Source organism: Larsenimonas suaedae (assembly GCF_023712105.1).
Taxonomy (GTDB): Bacteria; Pseudomonadota; Gammaproteobacteria; order Pseudomonadales; family Halomonadaceae; genus Larsenimonas; species Larsenimonas suaedae.
Genome location: NZ_JAMLJI010000005.1, coordinates 47,165 through 65,685 on the forward strand (window position 1 = coordinate 47,165; position 18,521 = coordinate 65,685).

The following is an 18,521-nucleotide window of genomic DNA, read 5'->3' on the forward strand; positions in this document are numbered from 1 at the left end:
CCGCTGACACGCGGGCTTTTTTTGGAACCATTCTCTCGTATCAAGTGATGGTCATCGCATCCTGGGGCGCGCACCGGGCGTTCTAGGGACAACCCACGACTGCCAATGTATAGTGAGGTGTCTTTTCTACAGACGTGTTCGATCTTCGATGGTTCTGAAAAAAGGGTGAGTGTGAAAGTTCTAGTTCTTGGGGCGACACATTGCTTGAGCCGCGCGCTTGTACGAGACGGCGCGCGCCGAGCCGATATGTCCATTGAAACCTACGACCCTGCAACGCCTGATGATCTGGGGTGGTCTCAGCCGGACATCGATGCAATTGTCGTACCGCCGCTGTCGCATCCTGCAAGCGCAGAGCCCGCACGAGTGTTCGATCATGCTGCAATGGTCGAGCATGTGTTCGATCATTGTGCGCGTCATGATCTGCCATTGGTGTGGTGTGTCAGCGACCAGATGTTTGAAGCCGGCGGTGATGAGCCGATCAAGGAGTGCTTGATTCCCGAGCCGATCGATTCAGGGCTCCGCCGGCTTGTGAAAACCGGATCGATGATTCGTGCGCGCAAGGCCAAGCACATCATCTTGCGTGTCGGCCCGCTCTTTGGCATCGAGGGCGAAGACGCATGGTTGCCGAACATCATCGACACATTGCTGGCCCAGAAAACGATCAGCGCCCCACAGGATGTCGTGGTCGGCCCAACGTCAGTCGAGGCGCTCTCCATGGCGCTGACCGGTATCCTGCTTCAAATCAATTATGGGGCGACGCATTGGGGGGCGTACCATCTGGCCGGTATCGAGCCGGTTACGCCGTTCGCATTTTCATCGATGGTGCGCACGCAGCTGGATACGCTTCTGAGCGGTCAGGGGTTGGAGCGCCCGCTGGGTGACGTTCGCGCACTCAGTCACCATCACGATCAACCGATGCGCCGGGTGTTGAACTGTCAGCGTTTGCTTGAGACCTATGGGGTGCACCAGCGCCCTTGGCGCGTCGAGCTTGAACGGTTATTAAAGCACTGGTGTGAGCAGGCACAGGCGGGTGAGGTCAACCTATGAGCGCGCTTCGAAGTGTTCTGTTTTATATCGGCTATTTTGCCGGCATCGTTTTCTTTGGCGTGTTGTTTGGCCCGATCGCTGCATTTTTACCGCTGCGTCGTCGGTTCGCGCTGCTTAATAGCTACAACCGCTTTGCGGTGTTGTGGTTAAAGTGGACGTGCGGCGTGCGTTATAAGGTTGAATACCAGGCTCCTTTGCCCAAGGGCACCTTTGTCATGCTGTCCAATCATCAAAGTGAGTGGGAAACCTTATATCTGCAGCTGATTACATCGCCGGTGTGTACGGTGCTCAAGAAAGAGCTGCTCAGTCTGCCCATTTTTGGTTGGGCACTTAGACTGCTCAATCCGATCCCTCTAGATCGATCTAATCCTTCAGCGGCGTTACGTGCGGTTATTTCGGAAGGAGGAGAGCGTTTGAAAAGCGGATTGTCGATTCTGATCTTTCCCGAAGGAACACGGGTTGAACCTGGGAAGCGTCGGCGATTCAATAAAAGTGGTGCTTTAATTGCCTCGAATGCGGGGGTGCCGGTCGTGCCTATCGCGCATAATGCTGGTGACTGCTGGCCCGGCAAGACCTTCATCAAGCGTCCGGGCACCATTACCGTCGTTATCGGTGCGCCGATTCACGCTAATGGCCGCAGTGCCAAAGAGGTTATCCAAGAGGTCGAGCGCTGGTCGGATGAGCAGCTGATGCGTATATCGCGTGACTATACGCCGCCCAAGTAGTCGTTGGTGCAGTGTTTGACGTAAAAAAGCCGGTGATGGACACCGGCTTTTTTAGTGGGGCTCATGCGACAGGTTCAGTCGGCTTGATACCGCTCGAAGATCAGGCAGGCATTGGTGCCGCCGAAACCGAAGCTGTTCGACAGTACCCGGTTCAGGCGAACGTTGTCCCGTCGAGTGGTCACGATATCGAAACCGTCCGCATCCGGATCCTTTTCATCGACATTGGCCGAGGCGCAGATGAAATCGTTTTTCATCATGAGCAGCGAGTAGATGGCTTCCTGAGCGCCCGTAGCGCCGAGTGAGTGGCCAGCCAGAGACTTGGTCGATGAGATTGCCGGAACGTTATCGCCGAACAGGCTCCTAAGCGCCTTCAACTCGGCCATGTCGCCAACCGGGGTTGAGGTGCCGTGCGTGTTGATGTAGTCGATCTTTGGATCACTCAAGGTGGAGATCGCCTGCTTCATGCAGCGCACTGCCCCTTCACCGGAGGGAGCAACCATGTCGTGCCCGTCGGAGTTTGCGCCGTAACCGGTCAGCTCCGCATAGATCTTGGCACCGCGAGCCTTGGCGTGTTCGAGCTCTTCGAGCACGAGCATGGCGCCACCGCCTGCAATGACAAATCCATCACGCGAGGTGTCGTAAGGGCGAGAGGCCTTGTCCGGCGTATCGTTATAGCCGGTGGATAGAGCGCCCATCGCGTCAAAGAGACAGGACAGGGTCCAGTGCTCTTCTTCGCCGCCGCCGGCAAACACGATGTCCTGCTTGCCAAGCTGGATCTGTTCCATGGCGCTGCCGATGCAGTGTGCCGAGGTGGAGCAGGCCGAGGAGATCGAGTAATTGAGTCCCTTGATCTCGAACGGCGTCGCCAGACACGCAGATACGGTACTGCCCATCGTGCGGGTGACACGATAGGGGCCAACGCGGCGAAGCCCTTTCTCGCGCAGGATGTCAGCGGCTTCGACCTGATTGGCCGAGGACGCGCCGCCGGAACCTGCGATCAGCCCCGTTCGTTCATTGGAAACCTGATCGTGAGAAAGTTCGGCGTCTTCGATGGCTTGTTGCATCGCAACGTACGCGTATGCGGCTGCATCGCCCATGAAGCGGCGACGTTTGCGATCCACGAGCGCGTCGAGATCGATATCGACAGCGCCGGCAACATGGCTTCGCATTCCGCGTTCAGCGTACTCTTCGCGATAGCGTATACCCGAGCGGCCATTTTTCAGGGCATCAAGGACTTGGTGCTGGTCGTTGCCCAAGCAGGAAACGATGCCCAGGCCGGTGACTACCACTCGTCGCATGGGAGCCTCCCGATTAAAAGTTCGACGTAGATGTGAACAGGCCGACGCGGAGGTCGTTGGCCTGATAGATCGGCCGATCGTCGACACTGACTGTGCCGTCCGCAATGCCAAGAATCAAACGACGAGTAATCACTCGTTTGATGTTGATGTGATACGTCACTTTCTTGGCATCGGGAAGAATCTGGCCCGAAAACTTGACCTCGCCACAACCGAGGGCTCGGCCACGACCTGGGTGTCCCAGCCAGCCTAGATGAAAGCCGACAAGTTGCCACATGGCATCAAGTCCCAGGCAGCCGGGCATGACCGGGTCGCCGGGAAAATGGCATTCGAAGAACCAGAGGTCGGGACGAATATCCAGCTCGGCAATGAGTTCGCCCTTGCCATACTGGCCACCTTCTTCATGGATATGCGTGATGCGATCGAGCATCAGCATATTGGGGGCCGGGAGCTGGGCATTACCTGGGCCGAAAAGCTCGCCTTGGCTACATTGAAGCAGCTCATCACGCGTAAAAGAGTGTTGCTTGGTCACTGACTCGTTCCGAGAATAGTAAGGATTATGCTCTCTCTCTGGAGCGCGTCCTAATCTGCATTAACGAAGACAGGCAGCCTCGGCTGCCTGTCGGCTATACACAACCGAATGCATTATTGCACACAATCAGGCCGGGTTTCGATGTTAATACGTCGTAGGGCGTCAAAGCGCCTTGAAGGCGTCCAGCGCTCTTTCCCGTGCGGCCTTGTGATCGACAATGGGCTCAGGGTAGCCGCACTCCTTGCGCTGCTCCTTGCGCGGGGCGTGTCGGTGCTTCTTGGCCAACGGTTCGAGGCAGGGGAGGTACTGCACGATGAAATGGCCCTCCGGATCGAATCGTTCAGACTGAGTGGTCGGATTGAAGATACGAAAATACGGGCTTGCATCGGTGCCGGTTGAGGCTGACCACTGCCACCCCCCGTTATTGGCGCCGAGTTCACCGTCGACCAGGTGTTCAAGAAAGAAGCGTTCTCCCCAGCGCCAATCGATTAGAAGATGTTTGGTTAGGAACATGGCGGTCACCATGCGCAAGCGATTATGCATCCAGCCGGTCTTGATCAGCTGCTTCATGGCCGCATCGACCAGCGGATACCCGGTTTCTCCGGCGCACCAGGCGTCGAAGTCCTTGGTGCTCTGGCGCCATTTGAACTTTTTGGTTTGTTCCTGAAATGGCTGATGCATGCTGACTCTGGGAAAACCGACCAGTACGTGTTGATAGAACTCGCGCCAGACCAGTTCGCTGATCCAGCTGACAATCGAGGCGTCGCCATCACCGAGCCGATTATCATTGCGGCCCATGGCGGCGGCAATGCACTGCCTTGGCGAGATCATGCCAAGGGCCAGGTAAGCCGATAGAGTGCTGGTGGATGACGCGTAGGGAAAATCGCGTTTGTCATCGTAATGGCGTACGCGGTATCTCAAGAAATACTCGAGTCGATTTTCTGCTTCTTCAGTGCCGGCAGGCCACTGACTTTCATCAATGGCTGACTCGAGCTTTGGCATTTCAAGGGTGTCGCTTTCCACGCCTTTGATCGGCGCCTGCCGACTGGGCGTGTCATACAGCGAGAGTTCATCATCGCCAACGGCTTTCAGCCATGCCTTGTAAAAGGGCGTGAATACCTTGTAGTACGCATCGTCGTTCGTGGTCAGCGACCCTGGCGCCATTACTAGATTGGCGTCATCGCGGTGGACGTTGAGGTCGTTGTCCTGAAAGAGCGTGGTAACAGCCTCATCGCGTGTGCGTTCGTTGACGCCGTATTGATTGCTGAAGTGAAGATCGGTGCACTCAAGCGATTGGGCCAACTCGAGCAGCGCCTTTGGACAATTATCGTAAGTGTCGGCGTAAATCAGTTTCAGTGGGATTCGAAGTGATTTCAGGTCGGTGCTCAAGGCCTCGATGCCTCGGTACCAGAATGAAAGCTTGTTATCACCGTGTCCGTGCTCGCGCCATTGTGACGGTGTTAGCGTACAAACGGCGATGCAGGGGCCGCGAGCAGCCGCCCGCGAAAGAGCGGCATGGTCGTGGATTCGAAGATCCGTTCGAAACCAGACCAGTTGGTTTCCCGACATGGACAACCTCCGTGTTCATCGTGTCAGGGGGATACTCGGGTCAGTCGATCAAATGGCGAATCAACCGAACGCTGCGTGTGAGATCGATTTCAAGGGGTTGCACACCATGTGCCTTGAGGGTTTTGGAATCGGTAGAGGCCATCGAGCCATATACGCAGACAGGGACGTGCGTATTTTTCATGATCTGCTCGATGCCAGCGTCCGCGTCCGCGACGTCTTTGGAGGCCGTGCCGTCATGAGCGGCGCCAGCAAATACGGCAATATCGGTACGACAGCGCTGCAACAGCGACAGGAAGGCGTCTGCATCAATGTGATGATCGATCAACGTAATGTGAAAGCCACCGGCTGACAGTGCGCTGGCAAGCATGAGAAGACTCAGGTTGTCGCCACGCTCGGGGTAGGGCGCTAAAAGTAGGCGCGGCGTACTGATCTCAAGGTTGGTGTAATAAAGACGAAGTGACAGCCGCGTTCGCAGAAAGCTTTCAAGAAACAAGCGTGACGCTGAGTGTTCAGAGTCGGCGTTCTCGAGTTGATTGACCACGGGACGCAAAACGTTATTGAGCACGGTAGTGATCGGATAGCGGCCCAATAGCGTGGTGTAGTACTGATCCAGCCCCTGCTCGTCGAATCGCTCGATCAGTGCGCGTATGTCATTGGCAATCTCGGACCATTCACCGCTTTGCTCAAGTGAGGCTGGGGCCTCTGCATGCTTGGCCTCGGGCGAGGCTTCTGAAGCGGCTGTGTCTTCAGGAAGCTCTTTATCGAGAAGATCACTGACTTGGCTTACAGGCACACCGCGGTTCAACCACTGAACGATGCGCTCGACGCGCTCGATGTCAGTTCGACCGTACAAGCGATGGCCCTTGGGTGTGCGACGTGGCTGAATCAGACCATATCGCCGTTCCCAGGCGCGAAGCGTGACCGAGTTGACGCCGGTCAATCGGGAAACTTCGCGGATCGGATAAAGTGGGCCGCCTGTTTCCGTGACGCTTTGATCGCTCATGTCGGTGATGCCTCCTTTTCGTGATGCAGCAAGGGCCAGAATGACTGCCGGTGCAGCATTGGAAACGTAGCGAGAGTTCTAAAATACACTTGAGTCTGGGCTCTCGACACCATTCCAGCGTCGGACATTCAGTGCCGCATCGCGAAATAAATGCTGTATCTTGAGTAAAATTTTGTACACGTGATCGCTATTGTACAAGATTAATCCACGTTTTGCCCACCGATACCTTCTTCAATGATGCGAATGAGTGCATCAGTGAACGCGGGGTGCTGCCCAACCGGCGGCATGAGCTGAATCGATAAACCTGGATGGCGTTCACTCATGGCCTCAATTTGAGCAGGAACGTCCTTGCGGAGATGGCGACCTACAGCAAAGAACAGGGGAAGAATGTCGATACGTTCAAAGCCTTCCTTGTCGAGGTTGGCAATGGTGTCTTCCAAAAGCGGGTCACAAAGCTCCATATAAGCCATTTCGACTCGAGCCTCGGCGCGCTGCTTCAAATGCGCTTCCAGTTCCTGGAACGGCTGCTGCCATTGGGTATCGGGGGAGCCATGGGCCATGAGGACATATGCGGTTTTCATGAAAAAAAGATCTCGATTAAAGGCTTAGTTGGAAAGAAGGCGGGTCAATACGTTACGCGCGCAGGTGCGGCCGGAGAGCCAGGCGGCTTCAACGTTATTACCGAGACACCAATCACCACACACACTTAAATGCCTCGACGACGGCGGATGATGTTCGGGTGATCGACGCTCGACCAAGGGTTCGGCATAGCGCCAGCGATGCGCTTTCAGACGTATGGCGCCTGGCAACGAGTCAGGGTAGCGATCCAGGAACGTGCGCCAAAGCGTGGCCGCAATGGCATCCGGCGTTTTTTCAAGATGGGTGCGGCTCCATTCCGGTCGGGCAATCAGGCGAATGGCCGGTGAGTTTTCGCGCCCTGGCTTGGCCGACTGGTATTCGGCAAAGCCGATCGGGCCGCTTTCGATGTAGAGCGCGTCCCAATCAAGCTCCGGAAATTCATTCAATACTGCATGGACGTTCCAGCAGGGGTGAAAGGCCGTTTTACTGCACAGGGCTTTTAGGTCCTGCTCGCTCTCGGGCAGAAGCGCGAATGCCTGTTTAGGAGGAAGCGCCAGAATGACATGATCGAATGGGCCGGCACGCTGGCCATTTTCAAACTCTAGATAAACCTGATCGTTTGCGTACTCGATGGCGCTCACGTGTGCCTGAGTCGTAACGTTCAATCCCTGAGACATGTAGCGCGTAATCGCACTCATGCGGGGATTGCCTGCAAAGCGCAGATGCTGCATGTCGTAGTCGTGGATCTGGCGATTTTTAAGACGCTTGGGCGACAGGGGCCAGTGAGAAATGATGCCCGCCGACAGCCAGCGCTCCACAGTGCGCTTGAACTCTGTGCTTCGCGCCGAGAAGCAGGGCACACCGAGGTCAATGGTGCATTCGCGCTCGCGGCGCGACGACATGCGGCCTCCGGGGCCGCGCGCCTTTTCGAACACGCTGACCGACAAGTCCGCACGGCTTATCGTTTGAGCAGCGCTCAAGCCTGAAATGCCTGCCCCAATGACTGCAATCTTTGGCGACGCCATAGCCTTCCCTGAATCGATGTGAGGTCATAATGTATCAGTCTGGTACAGGTTTCTTCTAGCGTGTATAGGCTAGCAGGCACTATGTTGAAAAAAACCTACCAGCACATCGAGGGAGTGGCAGGCAGTGAATATTTTAATAACAGGGGCCACCGGGTTTGTCGGTGTCCCCCTATGCAAGGCGCTTGATGCCAAGGGGCACCGGCTATTGGTGGTAAGCCGTTCACCGGAAAAGGTATCTGAACAACTTGGCATGCCGGTCAAGGCACAGGACGACCCCATGGCGTTCAAGGATGAACCGATCGATGCCATCATCAATCTGGCGGGCGCATCGATTGCAGGTCGCCCCTGGACCGACTCGCGCAAGAAGACCCTCATTGATAGCCGGGTTGAAACAACAAGGGCACTCGAGCGGCTCTGTCAGGCAATGAGCACGCCGCCCAAGGTGCTGGTGTCCGGTTCGGCCATGGGCTATTACGGCGCCCAGGGCGAGCGGGAGGTGACGGAAGAAACGCCTCCAAACCCTGAGTTTGCGCATGAGCTGTGTCAGAAATGGGAAGACGCCGCACGCCGTATCGAGGCGCTTGGCGTGCGGACGGCGATCATACGTATTGGGCTGGTGCTCGAGCGCGATGGTGGCACGTTAAAGCCGATGCTTCCCGTGTATAAGCTTGGCCTAGGAGCGACGCTTGGGTCGGGGACGCAGTACATGCCCTGGATTCATCGCACCGATCTAATCCGAATCATCGAGTTTCTGTTGGCGCATGACACCCTCGAGGGGCCGTTCAATGCCGGCGCTCCGAACCCGGTTACCAATCGCGTTTTTACCAAGTCTCTGGCCCATGCCTTGCACCGGCCGGCGCCCTGGCGCATACCCGGGTTTGCCCTGAAAGCCGCCATGGGAGAAATGTCTCGGCTTCTTTTGACGGGGGCACGAATGAAGCCCGCACGCCTTGAGGCGGCGGGCTTCGAGTTTCGCTACCCAGAGCTTGATGGCGCGTTCTCCGCCATCGTCAACGGGCGATGATCAGGCCGGAACATCCACGGTCAGGATCACGCGTACGGCATCAAGCCGCAGGCGCGAGGTACGAATGGCGTCACTAAGCTGCGCCTTTTCCTGACGCATGAGGTCGACTTCCGCCTCGGGCACGCTGCCGAACCGCTGTGAAAGCGCCGTCAGTCGATCGATTTCCGCGTCAAGCGTGTCACTCATCTCGGCGTGGGCGTCGTTCACGACGCTCTTGAGCGAGGCGTCCGCGTGCTGCTCGGCCTGATCCATAAGGTCGCGCACCAGAGTATGACGGTCCTTGATCAGGTTGCGTGCGATGCCTTTCTTGACGTGCTGAAGGTTTTTCGCGAGCCCGCCGAAGGAGACGCTGGCGGACAGATCCTTGCCTGATTGATCGATCAGTACACGCACCGTGGTCGGTGGCAGGTACTGGCCCACATGAATGTTTTTAGGCGCAGGCGTCGAGGTGCAGAAAATGGCCTCAAGCATCACGCGGTCACCGGGAATGCTTGGGTGCTGCAAAAGCCCGAGCGCCGTATTGCCCATCGCCCCCATGGTCAGATGCGATAGCATTTCCTGCACCAATGGGTGCTCCCAGGAAAGCCGTTGAATATCATCCCGACTCAGCGCCAGCTCCCGTGATTGGGTCGCGGTGAAGCCTTCCTCGCCTTTGATCAGCCCCGGCAGGCCATCCATCATGTGCGGCCCGGGGTGCAAATACGTCAGGTTTTCGCCAAGCTCCCGGGTGTCGATGCCGAAAATGTCGAAGGCCTGATCCAGGAACTTGGGTAGCGTAGGGTCGTCATCGAGGTCGCGGATATTATCGATCACGTGCTCGGCGTGCGCCGGGTTCTGAGAGCCCAGTTCGAGCAGGCGATTACGCCCGGCCAGCCGCTCGGCCTGGATCGCCTCGAAGCGCGGCCGGGTCTCGGCGATCAACTCTTCAAGCGCCTCATCATCGAGCAGGCTGTCGGCCAGCCGGTCCCCGAATTCATCGAACAGCGCGCTCCCTATTCCGTGCGGAAAACTGAAGGCGTCGGAGCCTTCGTTGTACCAGCGAAGCAGGCGCGCCATCGGGCTTTCCTTGAAGACCGGCAGATGAATGTCGATCGGATAGCGCTGGCCGATACGGTCGAGTCGACCGATGCGCTGCTCGAGCTGATCGGGGTGCGGCGGCAGGTCGAACATGATCAAGTGATGGCAGAACTGGAAATTGCGCCCCTCTGAACCGATTTCGGAGCAGATCAGTAGCGGGCTGCCTTCTGTCGCATCCTGTTCGGCAAAGGCGGCTGCGGCGCGGTCACGCTCGATCAGCGTCATGCCTTCGTGGAATACCGGCACGTGCAGTCCGGTCAGCACCTGAAGGCCGGCCGAGAGCTCGCGTGCGGTTTCGGCGAAGTGACAGATCAACAGCGCCTTCTCACCCGGGTGTTCCTTGAGCCACTGCGTCAGCCACTCGACGCGGGTATCGGTTTTCCACCAGGGGGTGCCGTCGCCACTCATGCGCTCGCGGTCGAGCGCACTCAGCGTTTCCTCAAGGTACAAAAGCACTTCAGGGTGATCGATGCCGGTCTCGATCAAGAGCGTATCCAGATACTCCTCATCGCGGTCCAGCTTCTTGAGAATGCGCTGATAGTTGCTCGGTGCCTCGAGCTCGCTGACGTGCAGTCGACGCTCCGGGAAGCCCGCCACATGGCGGCGGCTGTTGCGGAACATGACGCGGCCTGTGCCATGACGGTCGAGCAAATGCCGGCGAAGCGATTGACGACATGCAACAGCGTCCTCCTCCTCGGCCTCGGCCAACCGGTCGAGCAGACCCTGGCTGTCGGCGTCATCCAGCAGCTCATCGAGTACCTTCCGTTTGCCCGGCTCGGCGGGGTAGTGATCGAGGGCCTCGACGGCGCCGGCCACCCCCTGAAAATTGGCTTCTTCAGCCTGGAAGCGTTCAAGGTCGGTATAGCGGTTCGGGTCGAGCAGGCGCAGGCGGGCAAAGTGGCTTTCAGGCCCCATTTGCTCAGGCGTTGCGGTTAGAAGTAGAACGCCCTGGCTTGCCGCGGCGAGCTGCTCGACGCACTGATACCCGGTATCGCCGCCGGTGTCGCTGCTCCACTCGAGGTGATGCGCCTCATCAACGATCAGAAGATCCCAGCTGCTCTGCGCGGCCTGCTCCTGACGATGCGGGTTGGCGAACAGCCACTGCTGGCTTGCAAGAATCAGCTGGCGGCTCTCGAACGGGTTCTGGGTGCGCTCCATGGCGCCGCTTTGCTGCTCATCGAGCAGGGTGACCTCGATCGAAAACCGCCGCAGAAGCTCCACCAGCCACTGGTGCGTCAGACTTTCCGGCACCACGATAAGCGCACGCGACGCACGGCCGATCGTCAGCAGGCGATGAAGGATCAGGCCGGCCTCAATGGTCTTGCCAAGGCCCACTTCGTCGGAAAGCAGCACGCGTGGCAGCCGGCGGCGGGAAACGTCATCGGCGATGAACAGCTGATGCGGTACGAGGTCGACGCGCGGCCCGGACAGGCCGAATGCGGGGTGGCGCTGAAGCCGGTTCAGACATTGAAGGCTGCGGTAGCGCAGGTTGAACCAGTCGTTGCGATCAATCTGTCCTGTCAGCAGCCGGTCGCGGGCCTGGTGAAACTGCATCTTGTCGCTGATCTTCGGCTCAGGCAGCTCTCGAAGCTCACCGTGCTCGTCTTCACCGATGTAGGTGATCAGGCCGTTTTGATCCTTGGTGTCCTCGACGATCAAGATCCAGCCATCGGTGGCCTCGACTCGATCACCGCTGCCGAAGGCCACGCGGGTCAGCGGGGCGTCCTTCGACGAATACGTGCGTGTTTCATCACTGGCGCCGAAAAGCACCGTAACGCTTCGGAAGTCGACGTTCAGGATGGTGCCCAGACCAAGTTCGGCTTCGCCATCGCTGATGTAGCGCTGGCCGGGAATGAAATCGCTCATGCTTTAAAAAAGGCCTCAAGTATCCAAGTTCGTGCCGGCGGCGCGGTATCTTACCTGAAAGGTGGGGATGGCTTAAGGGCCAGTCTGACCATCGCCCCGGGCGGGTGAATTACTGCTAGCATGGCGCCGGCCCAGACGGTACAGACGCACCACGATGACGAGGGAGAGAAAGGCGTGTTCGATCGATTGAGAGCGGTGGCGATTTCATCCCAGGCGCTTGGTTTCATCATGATAATTGCGTTCGAAACCTGGCTGCCGCCCGGACAGGTCCGCCCGGCGCAGGCCATGGTGCTTGCGTTGATGCTTTTCGCGGCGCTTTTCGTTGCGCTGGCGCGCCGCTATCGGCGTAACCGGCGCTTGAAAGGGCGAGAGGAGTAAATATCGGCACGCTTTTGAGCTGAGCGATAGATCAAGGGCGCGCCGAGTGCATCCGGCGCGCCCAGGCTCAGTGCGGGGTTCTTGCTGCGTAACTAGGCCGTACGGGCGGCATCGAGCGCCTGGCCGAGCGCGGTTGCCTCGTCGCCCACAATAAGATGAACGACGCCTTGCGCCACGGTGAGGTGGCCCTGAACGCCCAGCGCATGCAGCGCATCCAGATCGAGCCTGTCCGCATCGGCGAGCGTGAGCCGCACGCGCGTGTGCGCCACTGACGCGGCAGCGTGCAGGTTGTCGCGGCCGCCGAGGGCCTCCAGCCACTGACCCAGTCGGGTTGAATCAAGCGCCTGAGCGGGCTCGATTGGTGTGTCTTCGGCCGTGGCGACCGTCTCGCTCGGGGCGGTGCCCTGAGCGCGCATTGCCTGTCGAATGTCATCGGCAACCTGGTCGGCGATCGGCCCGACAATCACTTGAAGCCCACCGCCGCTCAGTTTGAGAACGGCGCGGGCGCCGAGCGAGCGCAGGGCCGATTCGTCGATTGAGTCGGTGGACGCCAGAATCAGACGCAAGCGGGTGGTGCAGGCACCGACGCCGTTGATGTTGTGTGCCCCGCCCAGTGCGGTAACAAAGGCCGGGCCGCGCTCACCAAGTTCCTCTGCCGTCACGGTGACGGTGTCCTTCTCGCGGCCGGGCGTGGCGATGTCGAAACGAGCGATGGCCCAGCGGAAGATGCCGTAGTAAAGCGCGAAGAACACGACGCCCACTGGCAGCAGCATCCAGCCGTTGGTAGAGAGCCCGTATGACAGCCCGTAGTCGAAGGCGCCTGCCGAGAACGTGAAGCCGAGCTTGACCCCCAGCGCGCTCATGAGCGCCATCGACGCGCCGGTCAGCAGGGCATGAATGCCATAAAGCACCGGGGCCAGGAACATGAAGGTGAACTCGAGGGGTTCGGTAACGCCGGTCAAAAAGGCAGTCAGCGCCAGAGACAGCAAGAGGCCGCCGACCTGGGCGCGCCGGTCTCTGCGTGCACAGTGGTACATCGCAAGCGCCGCACCCGGAAGGCCAAACATCATGACGGGGAAGAAGCCGGCCATGAAACTGCCCGCGCTCGGGTCGCCTGCAAAGAAGCGGTTCAAATCGCCCGTGGCGTCACCGTAGTGGCCGAACACGAACCAGACGAAGCTGTTCAGGACGTGGTGAAGGCCGGTCACGATCAAAATGCGATTCAACACGCCATAGACGAACAGGCCCAGCTCGCCGGCATCGATCAGCCACTGCCCGAGCAGGTCGATGCCGTGCTGAATGGGCGGCCAGAGATAGCCAAAGGCCACTCCGAGCACGACCGCGCTCAGACCGGTGGCGATCGGAATGAACCGCCGGCCGCCGAAGAACGCCAGATAATCTGGTAGAGCGATGGCGCGATACCGATTGTAGAGAACGCCCGCGACGACTCCCATCACGATGCCTGCCAGCACGCCCATGTTGATCTCCGGGTCGAGCGCCTTCAGCACGGCAGTCAACACCAGATAGCCGATGGTGCCGGCAAGTCCGGCAGCGCCGTTGTTGTCATCGGCAATACCGACCGCGACCCCGATGGCAAAGATCAGCGCCAATTGCGCGAAGATGGCGTTACCGGCATCGGCGATGAAGGCGACGTCAAGCAGATCGGGCTGCCCCAGTCGCAGCAGCAGACCCGCGACCGGGAGCACCGCGATCGGCAGCATCAGGGAGCGGCCGAGCAGCTGCAACCCGCCGAGCAGTGTTTGACCAAGGTGCGTTCTCATGACGGTGTCTCCGTGGCAGTAAGCGAGAAATCGGCCAGGCGCGCGCGGACATGTGCCGCATCCGGCTGGCGCAGCAGGTCCGGGATCATGGCGATCAGAGTCTGCTCATCGAGTCGCCTGAGCGCCTGTTTGAGGGTGGCAATGCGGGTGGGCTCGACCGAAAGCTCGGCCACACCCATGGCCGCATACACGCAGGCGGCGAGTGTTTCCGCGGCGGCGCCGCCACACACGCCGACCGGACACGTGGCACCGGCCTGATCGATGGTTTCCTTGATCAGGCGCAAGACGGCCGGGTGCAGCGCGTCAGCAAAAGAGGCGAGCGCATCGGCCTCGCGGTCCATGGCCAGAGTGTATTGAGTGAGGTCATTGGTGCCGATCGACAGGAAATCGGCGTGCGCGGCCAACGTGCCGGCATTCAACGCAGCACTTGGAACTTCGATCATGGCGCCAAGCTTCGGCAGTGTCTCGATACCGAGCGCTGAAGCGCGAGCCTCCATGCGCTGGCGGACCCAGGCAAGCTCCCGGGCTTCGGTCACCATCGGCACCATGATGTGCAGGTTCGAATCTGGCCCTGCGTCCTGGCCTGCGCGCAGCAGCGCATCGAGCTGAGTCTCCAGAAGCTCGGGCTGGTGCTGCCAGAGACGTACGCCGCGGATGCCCAGCGCCGGGTTAGGCGCAGACGGGGCCTGTACGTAGGGCACCTGCTTGTCGGCGCCGATATCGAGCAGGCGAATGATGACCGGTTTGCCGGGAAGTGCGGCCAGCGCACGGGCGTAGGCATCCTGTTGGTCGGCGGCGCTTGGCGCGCGATCCCGGTCCAGAAACAGGAATTCGCTGCGAAACAGTCCAATGCCATCGGCACCGCTCTCGGCGGCGGCGTACGCCTCCTCGGCGGTGCCGATGTTGGCGTAGATGCCGATCTCGGTGCCGCCCAGGGTGATGGCCCGCTGATGAGCGTTTGCCTCGGCCTTCATTCGGCGCTCGTTCAGCGCCGATTGGCGATCAAGTGCATCAGCCTGTTGATCCTGCGTCGGTGAGGCCAACAGGTATCCGTGCTGGGCGTCCAGAAGTGCACTTTCAGCGGTAACATCAAGTACGGATGCACCGAGCCCGACCAGACACGGCAGGCCGCGTGCCCGGGCCAGAATGGCCAGGTGCGATGTCGTGCCGCCCTTTGCAAGCGCAAGGCCCCCCATGCGCGAGGCGCGCTCAACGAGGTACGAGGGCGTCATGGTGTCCGCCACGACGATTGCGCCCTCCGGAAAGGTCGCACCGCCCTCGTTGTCGTGGCTGAACCGCGCCATGAGGCGGCGCTGAACGTCTCGAAGATCGTCGTTTCGCTCTCGAAGCAGGGCGTTTTCGCTGCGGGCGAGCGTCTCGAGTTCCTGGTCGATGGCGCGCCGCCAGCCATGGGCGGCGCTGGCCCCGTCCTCGATGGCCTTTACGGCCTCCTCGAACAGTGCCGGGTCATTGACCAGTGCCAGATGAGCCTCGAACACCTCGGCGTCGGCCTGGCGCTGGCTTTGACGGGCCTGATCACGCTCTAGGGTAATGTCGTGTTCAAGCGCCGTCAGCGCCTCACGAAGGGCGGTGGTCTCCGTTTTTGGCGAGGCGCCTTGTGTCTCGACCTCCGGCAGCGCCTGTTCGATGCGGGCCAATGGCGCCAAAACGATGCCTTCACTCGCAATCTGGCCTACCAGTGCGTGCTCGGGCACTTCTTGGCCGCCGGTGCCTGTTTTAACGTCGGAGTTTGTTTTTAAAGAGGTGTCTTGTGCCCGACCAGCGTTGGGGGCGTGCGCCTCGTGCGTGCTTGCAAGCAGCGCCTCGACCGCGTCCAGTGCGGCTTCGGGCGTGGCGCCCTCGGCCGTGACATCGACGTATTGGTTGTTGCCAAGGCTCAGGCCCAGCAGTCCCGTCAGGCTTTTGGCGTCGGCCGACTGGCCCTGGTCGCTGGTCAGCGTCAATGTGACCTCGTGCTGCTGGGCCAGGGCCCGCAAACGCGCCGCGGGTCGTGCATGAATACCCTGAGGCAGGCGTATGTGCAGACGGCGGCGTGCGCGCAGGGTGTCATCAAGTGCTGTGGCGGCTGTGCCTGCGTGTTGACCAAGGCGCACTGTCAGTAGCGGCTGACCGGCCTTGATCTGCTGATGAGGGGGGGGCAGGACGTGAACCGTTGCACGCTCGGCATTGGTCAGTACCAGCGGGGTGATCAAGGCCCGGGCGCGACACGCCAGCGCGTCGATGTCGTAGGTGCATAGAGGATCGCCCTCTGAAACCGCTTGATCTTCGCGAACGAGCAGATCGATACCCTCACCGTCGAGGGCCACGGTGTCGATGCCAAGGTGCAGCAGCCACTCGAGGCCGTGGCCGTCGCGCAGGGTAACGGCGTGGCGCGTGCGAGCGCACTGCACGATCACGCCGCTGCAAGGGGCGTGTAACGTGTTGCCCAGCGGGTCTAGGGCGATACCCGGGCCGAGCGTTTCGCCTGAAAAAACCGGATCGGGAACTTGGTCGAGCGGGACAACGATCCCGTCGACAGGCGCGGTGAGCGTGAGGTCAGTGGCCGTCATGTAAGACTCTCTTGGGGCCTGGTCGGCCCACGTGTTGTTGTTGGAGTGGCGTATTCCGGGCATTACCGGGTGCGCGTTACCTTGCTGAGGTGGGGTGGTGCGTCCGGGTCGAGCCCACGGGCCCGGGCCAGCTGTTCGACCATCAGGTAGAAGCTTTGAATGGCGCTCAGCGGCTGCAGGTCGTCATGGGCGGCCTCCGAAAGCGTCAGCGTGCGCCTGGCAATGCGGGTATCGGCGGCCAGTAAGACATCGGCGCCGGCACCTTCGAGCCAGTCGGCCAGTTCCAGCAGGCTCTGTTGCTCGGGGCCGGGCGGTGCGAACACCAGTACCGGATAGCCTGGGCCAATCAGGGCCATTGGCCCATGGCGGACTTCGGCGCCGCTGAACGCTTCCGCCTGGATGGCGCAGGTTTCCTTGAACTTGAGGGCGGCCTCCTGGGCAATGGCAAGGCCGCTGCCGCGCCCGATCACAAGCATTCGGTCAGCGTGCTCGAGCCGTTCGACCGCGCTGGCCCATGGCTGTGTGCAGGCGTGATCGAGTGTTTCGGGCAGGGAGATGAGCGCGTCCAGAAGGGCTGTGTCTTCTGCCCAGAGGCCGATGAAGTGCGCGCAGGCGGCAAGCGTTGCCAGATAGCTCTTGGTTGCGGCAACACTTCGCTCGGTGCCTGCATGCAGAATCAGCTCGTGTGCGCTTGCGTGCCCGAGCGGGCTATCGGGGGCGTTGGTCAGTGCAAGTGTCCGGGCGCCACCCTCGCCGAGGGCGCGCTGAAGGTCGACGAGATCCGGGCTTTGACCTGACTGGGAAATGGCCAGTGACAAGGCGTTGTCCACGTGCCAGGGCACCTGATGATGTGTGCTCAGCGACGGGGGGATCGAGGCCATCGGTCGGCCCAGGTGTTTCATCGCCAGATAGCCTGCATAGCTTGCAGCGTGGTCGGAGCTGCCGCGGGCAACGGTCAGCATCATGGCGGGCGGATGTGATCGCAAGGTGGCGGAAAGGCGGGCGAGTGGCGCCTCGAGGGCGGGCGTTTGCTGGCGCAGTATCGCGGCGCAACTCAGCGCTTCTTCCTTCATCAGAGACATCAGGACTCCTTGGGCGCAACGCCCAGTTCAACGACAAAGTCGTAGTAGTCGGTTCGGCAATAGGAGGTTGTCAGCTCGGCGGCGGACCCGTCGGTGAGGTAGCCAAGACGTGTGACTTTAAGTAGCGCGCTTCCCGGAGCGACCCGGGCAAGTGTCGCAAGTGCCTCATCGGCGTTGACGGCGCTGACCGATTGCCTGGCCCGAACGATAGGCGTGCCGCAGTGTTCCAGATACGCATAAAGCGAGGCCTCGAGCGCGTCTGGCTCGGGAATGAACCGTGCCGGAAGACAGCTTTCCTCGACGGCGACCACAATGTCGTCCGCGAGCCTCAGGCGTTTGAGGTGCACGACCGGGTCGTTCGGGCCCAGATCGAGATGCAGCCGTTCCTCAAGGTTTGCATGCCCTGTATGTCGATCGAGCCAGTGCGAGCGTGGCGTGAACCCGCGGCGAGCCAGCTGTTCGCTGAAACTGGTCAGCCGGCTGAGTGACGGGGCGACGCGAGGCGCGATGAAGGTGCCCGAGCCGTGGGTGCGAACGATGAGCCCCTGTTCGACCAAACGCTCCAGTGCCTTGCGGGCGGTAATGCGCGAGACTCCGACGCGTTCGGCCAGTAGCCGCTCGGAGGGCAGGGCATCTTCGCTGCGCCATTCGCCCAGCTCGATCGCGCGTGCCAGCTGGTTCGATAGCTGGCGGTACAGCGGAGTGGTGTTTCCCGGGTGCACGGCAATGCGCGCGAGAGGATCGGTCATGACGGGGCGGCTCTTGTTGGATACCAGTAGTCTTTTTGCATACCAGTAAGAGACCAGAACATAACCAATTAGATACCAGTTGAGAACCCTGATGTGTCAGGTCAGGCATTTTATCGCGCGTGAGGCCTCAGGGGTGTCGACCCTCTTTTTGCAAGCCCTGCTTGTACATGTGACACGCCCGAGTGCCGGGCGGGGCGCTGATCGCTCGAGGTGATCAAC

15 protein-coding genes are annotated in these 18,521 nt (G+C 60.2%); 4 read left to right on the top strand and 11 right to left on the bottom strand.

Annotated elements, in window-relative coordinates; all coding sequences use genetic code 11:
* The first annotated feature begins 246 nt into the window (after positions 1–246).
* Positions 247–1,047: a sugar nucleotide-binding protein gene (locus NAT49_RS14245; RefSeq protein ID WP_251595376.1), complete on the top strand. Its 801-nt coding sequence runs from the start codon at positions 247–249 to the stop codon at positions 1,045–1,047.
* The gene (locus NAT49_RS14250) at positions 1,044–1,772 is read left to right on the top strand and encodes a lysophospholipid acyltransferase family protein (protein ID WP_251595378.1); all 729 of its coding nucleotides are present in this window, start codon (positions 1,044–1,046) and stop codon (positions 1,770–1,772) included. Before NAT49_RS14245 ends, NAT49_RS14250 begins: the two co-directional genes overlap by 4 nt.
* Positions 1,773–1,846: 74 nt before the next feature.
* Here NAT49_RS14250 and fabB read toward each other — a convergent pair whose 3' ends face one another.
* The 6 genes from fabB to NAT49_RS14280 form a co-directional block, all read right to left on the bottom strand.
* Positions 1,847–3,070 carry a beta-ketoacyl-ACP synthase I gene (fabB, locus tag NAT49_RS14255; protein WP_251595380.1) on the bottom strand — a complete coding sequence of 408 codons (1,224 nt, stop codon included), beginning with the start codon at positions 3,068–3,070 and terminating at the stop codon, positions 1,847–1,849.
* A 13-nt stretch (positions 3,071–3,083) separates the two neighbouring features.
* Positions 3,084–3,599, bottom strand: a complete 516-nt coding sequence (gene fabA, locus NAT49_RS14260; RefSeq protein ID WP_251595382.1) for a 3-hydroxyacyl-[acyl-carrier-protein] dehydratase FabA — start codon at positions 3,597–3,599, stop codon at positions 3,084–3,086.
* Between the two features lie 162 nt (positions 3,600–3,761).
* The gene (gene phrB, locus NAT49_RS14265) at positions 3,762–5,168 is read right to left on the bottom strand and encodes a deoxyribodipyrimidine photo-lyase (RefSeq protein WP_251595384.1); all 1,407 of its coding nucleotides are present in this window, start codon (positions 5,166–5,168) and stop codon (positions 3,762–3,764) included.
* A gap of 40 nt (positions 5,169–5,208) precedes the next feature.
* Positions 5,209–6,171 carry a MerR family transcriptional regulator gene (locus NAT49_RS14270; protein WP_251595386.1) on the bottom strand — a complete coding sequence of 321 codons (963 nt, stop codon included), beginning with the start codon at positions 6,169–6,171 and terminating at the stop codon, positions 5,209–5,211.
* Between the two features lie 200 nt (positions 6,172–6,371).
* Positions 6,372–6,752 (bottom strand): sirohydrochlorin chelatase, encoded by a 381-nt coding sequence (locus NAT49_RS14275; protein ID WP_251595388.1) that lies wholly within the window; start codon positions 6,750–6,752, stop codon positions 6,372–6,374.
* A 24-nt stretch (positions 6,753–6,776) separates the two neighbouring features.
* Positions 6,777–7,775: an NAD(P)/FAD-dependent oxidoreductase gene (locus NAT49_RS14280; RefSeq protein WP_251595390.1), complete on the bottom strand. Its 999-nt coding sequence runs from the start codon at positions 7,773–7,775 to the stop codon at positions 6,777–6,779.
* 124 nt (positions 7,776–7,899) lie between these two features.
* Here NAT49_RS14280 and NAT49_RS14285 point away from each other — a divergent pair, with 124 nt between their 5' ends.
* Entirely contained in the window at positions 7,900–8,799 is a 900-nt protein-coding gene (locus NAT49_RS14285) for a TIGR01777 family oxidoreductase (protein ID WP_251595392.1), read from the top strand.
* Here NAT49_RS14285 and rapA read toward each other — a convergent pair whose 3' ends face one another.
* Positions 8,800–11,742 carry an RNA polymerase-associated protein RapA gene (gene rapA, locus NAT49_RS14290; protein WP_251595394.1) on the bottom strand — a complete coding sequence of 981 codons (2,943 nt, stop codon included), beginning with the start codon at positions 11,740–11,742 and terminating at the stop codon, positions 8,800–8,802. It abuts the gene before it with no gap.
* 120 nt (positions 11,743–11,862) lie between these two features.
* On the opposite strand from rapA, the gene NAT49_RS14295 reads away from it, so the two are divergent.
* Entirely contained in the window at positions 11,863–12,120 is a 258-nt protein-coding gene (locus NAT49_RS14295; protein WP_251595396.1) for a hypothetical protein, read from the top strand.
* Positions 12,121–12,212: 92 nt separating this feature from the next.
* Here NAT49_RS14295 and nagE read toward each other — a convergent pair whose 3' ends face one another.
* The 4 genes from nagE to NAT49_RS14315 all read right to left on the bottom strand — a co-directional run bounded on the left by nagE (position 12,213) and on the right by NAT49_RS14315 (position 18,302).
* Positions 12,213–13,901: an N-acetylglucosamine-specific PTS transporter subunit IIBC gene (gene nagE, locus NAT49_RS14300; RefSeq protein ID WP_251595398.1), complete on the bottom strand. Its 1,689-nt coding sequence runs from the start codon at positions 13,899–13,901 to the stop codon at positions 12,213–12,215.
* Positions 13,898–16,471: a phosphoenolpyruvate--protein phosphotransferase gene (ptsP, locus tag NAT49_RS14305; RefSeq protein WP_251595400.1), complete on the bottom strand. Its 2,574-nt coding sequence runs from the start codon at positions 16,469–16,471 to the stop codon at positions 13,898–13,900. Before ptsP ends, nagE begins: the two co-directional genes overlap by 4 nt.
* Before the next feature lie 62 nt (positions 16,472–16,533).
* A complete protein-coding gene (locus NAT49_RS14310) occupies positions 16,534–17,553 on the bottom strand; it encodes an SIS domain-containing protein (RefSeq protein WP_251595402.1) in 1,020 nt (339 codons plus the stop codon).
* Positions 17,553–18,302, bottom strand: a complete 750-nt coding sequence (locus NAT49_RS14315) for a GntR family transcriptional regulator (protein ID WP_251595404.1) — start codon at positions 18,300–18,302, stop codon at positions 17,553–17,555. Before NAT49_RS14315 ends, NAT49_RS14310 begins: the two co-directional genes overlap by 1 nt.
* Positions 18,303–18,521: the final 219 nt, after the last annotated feature.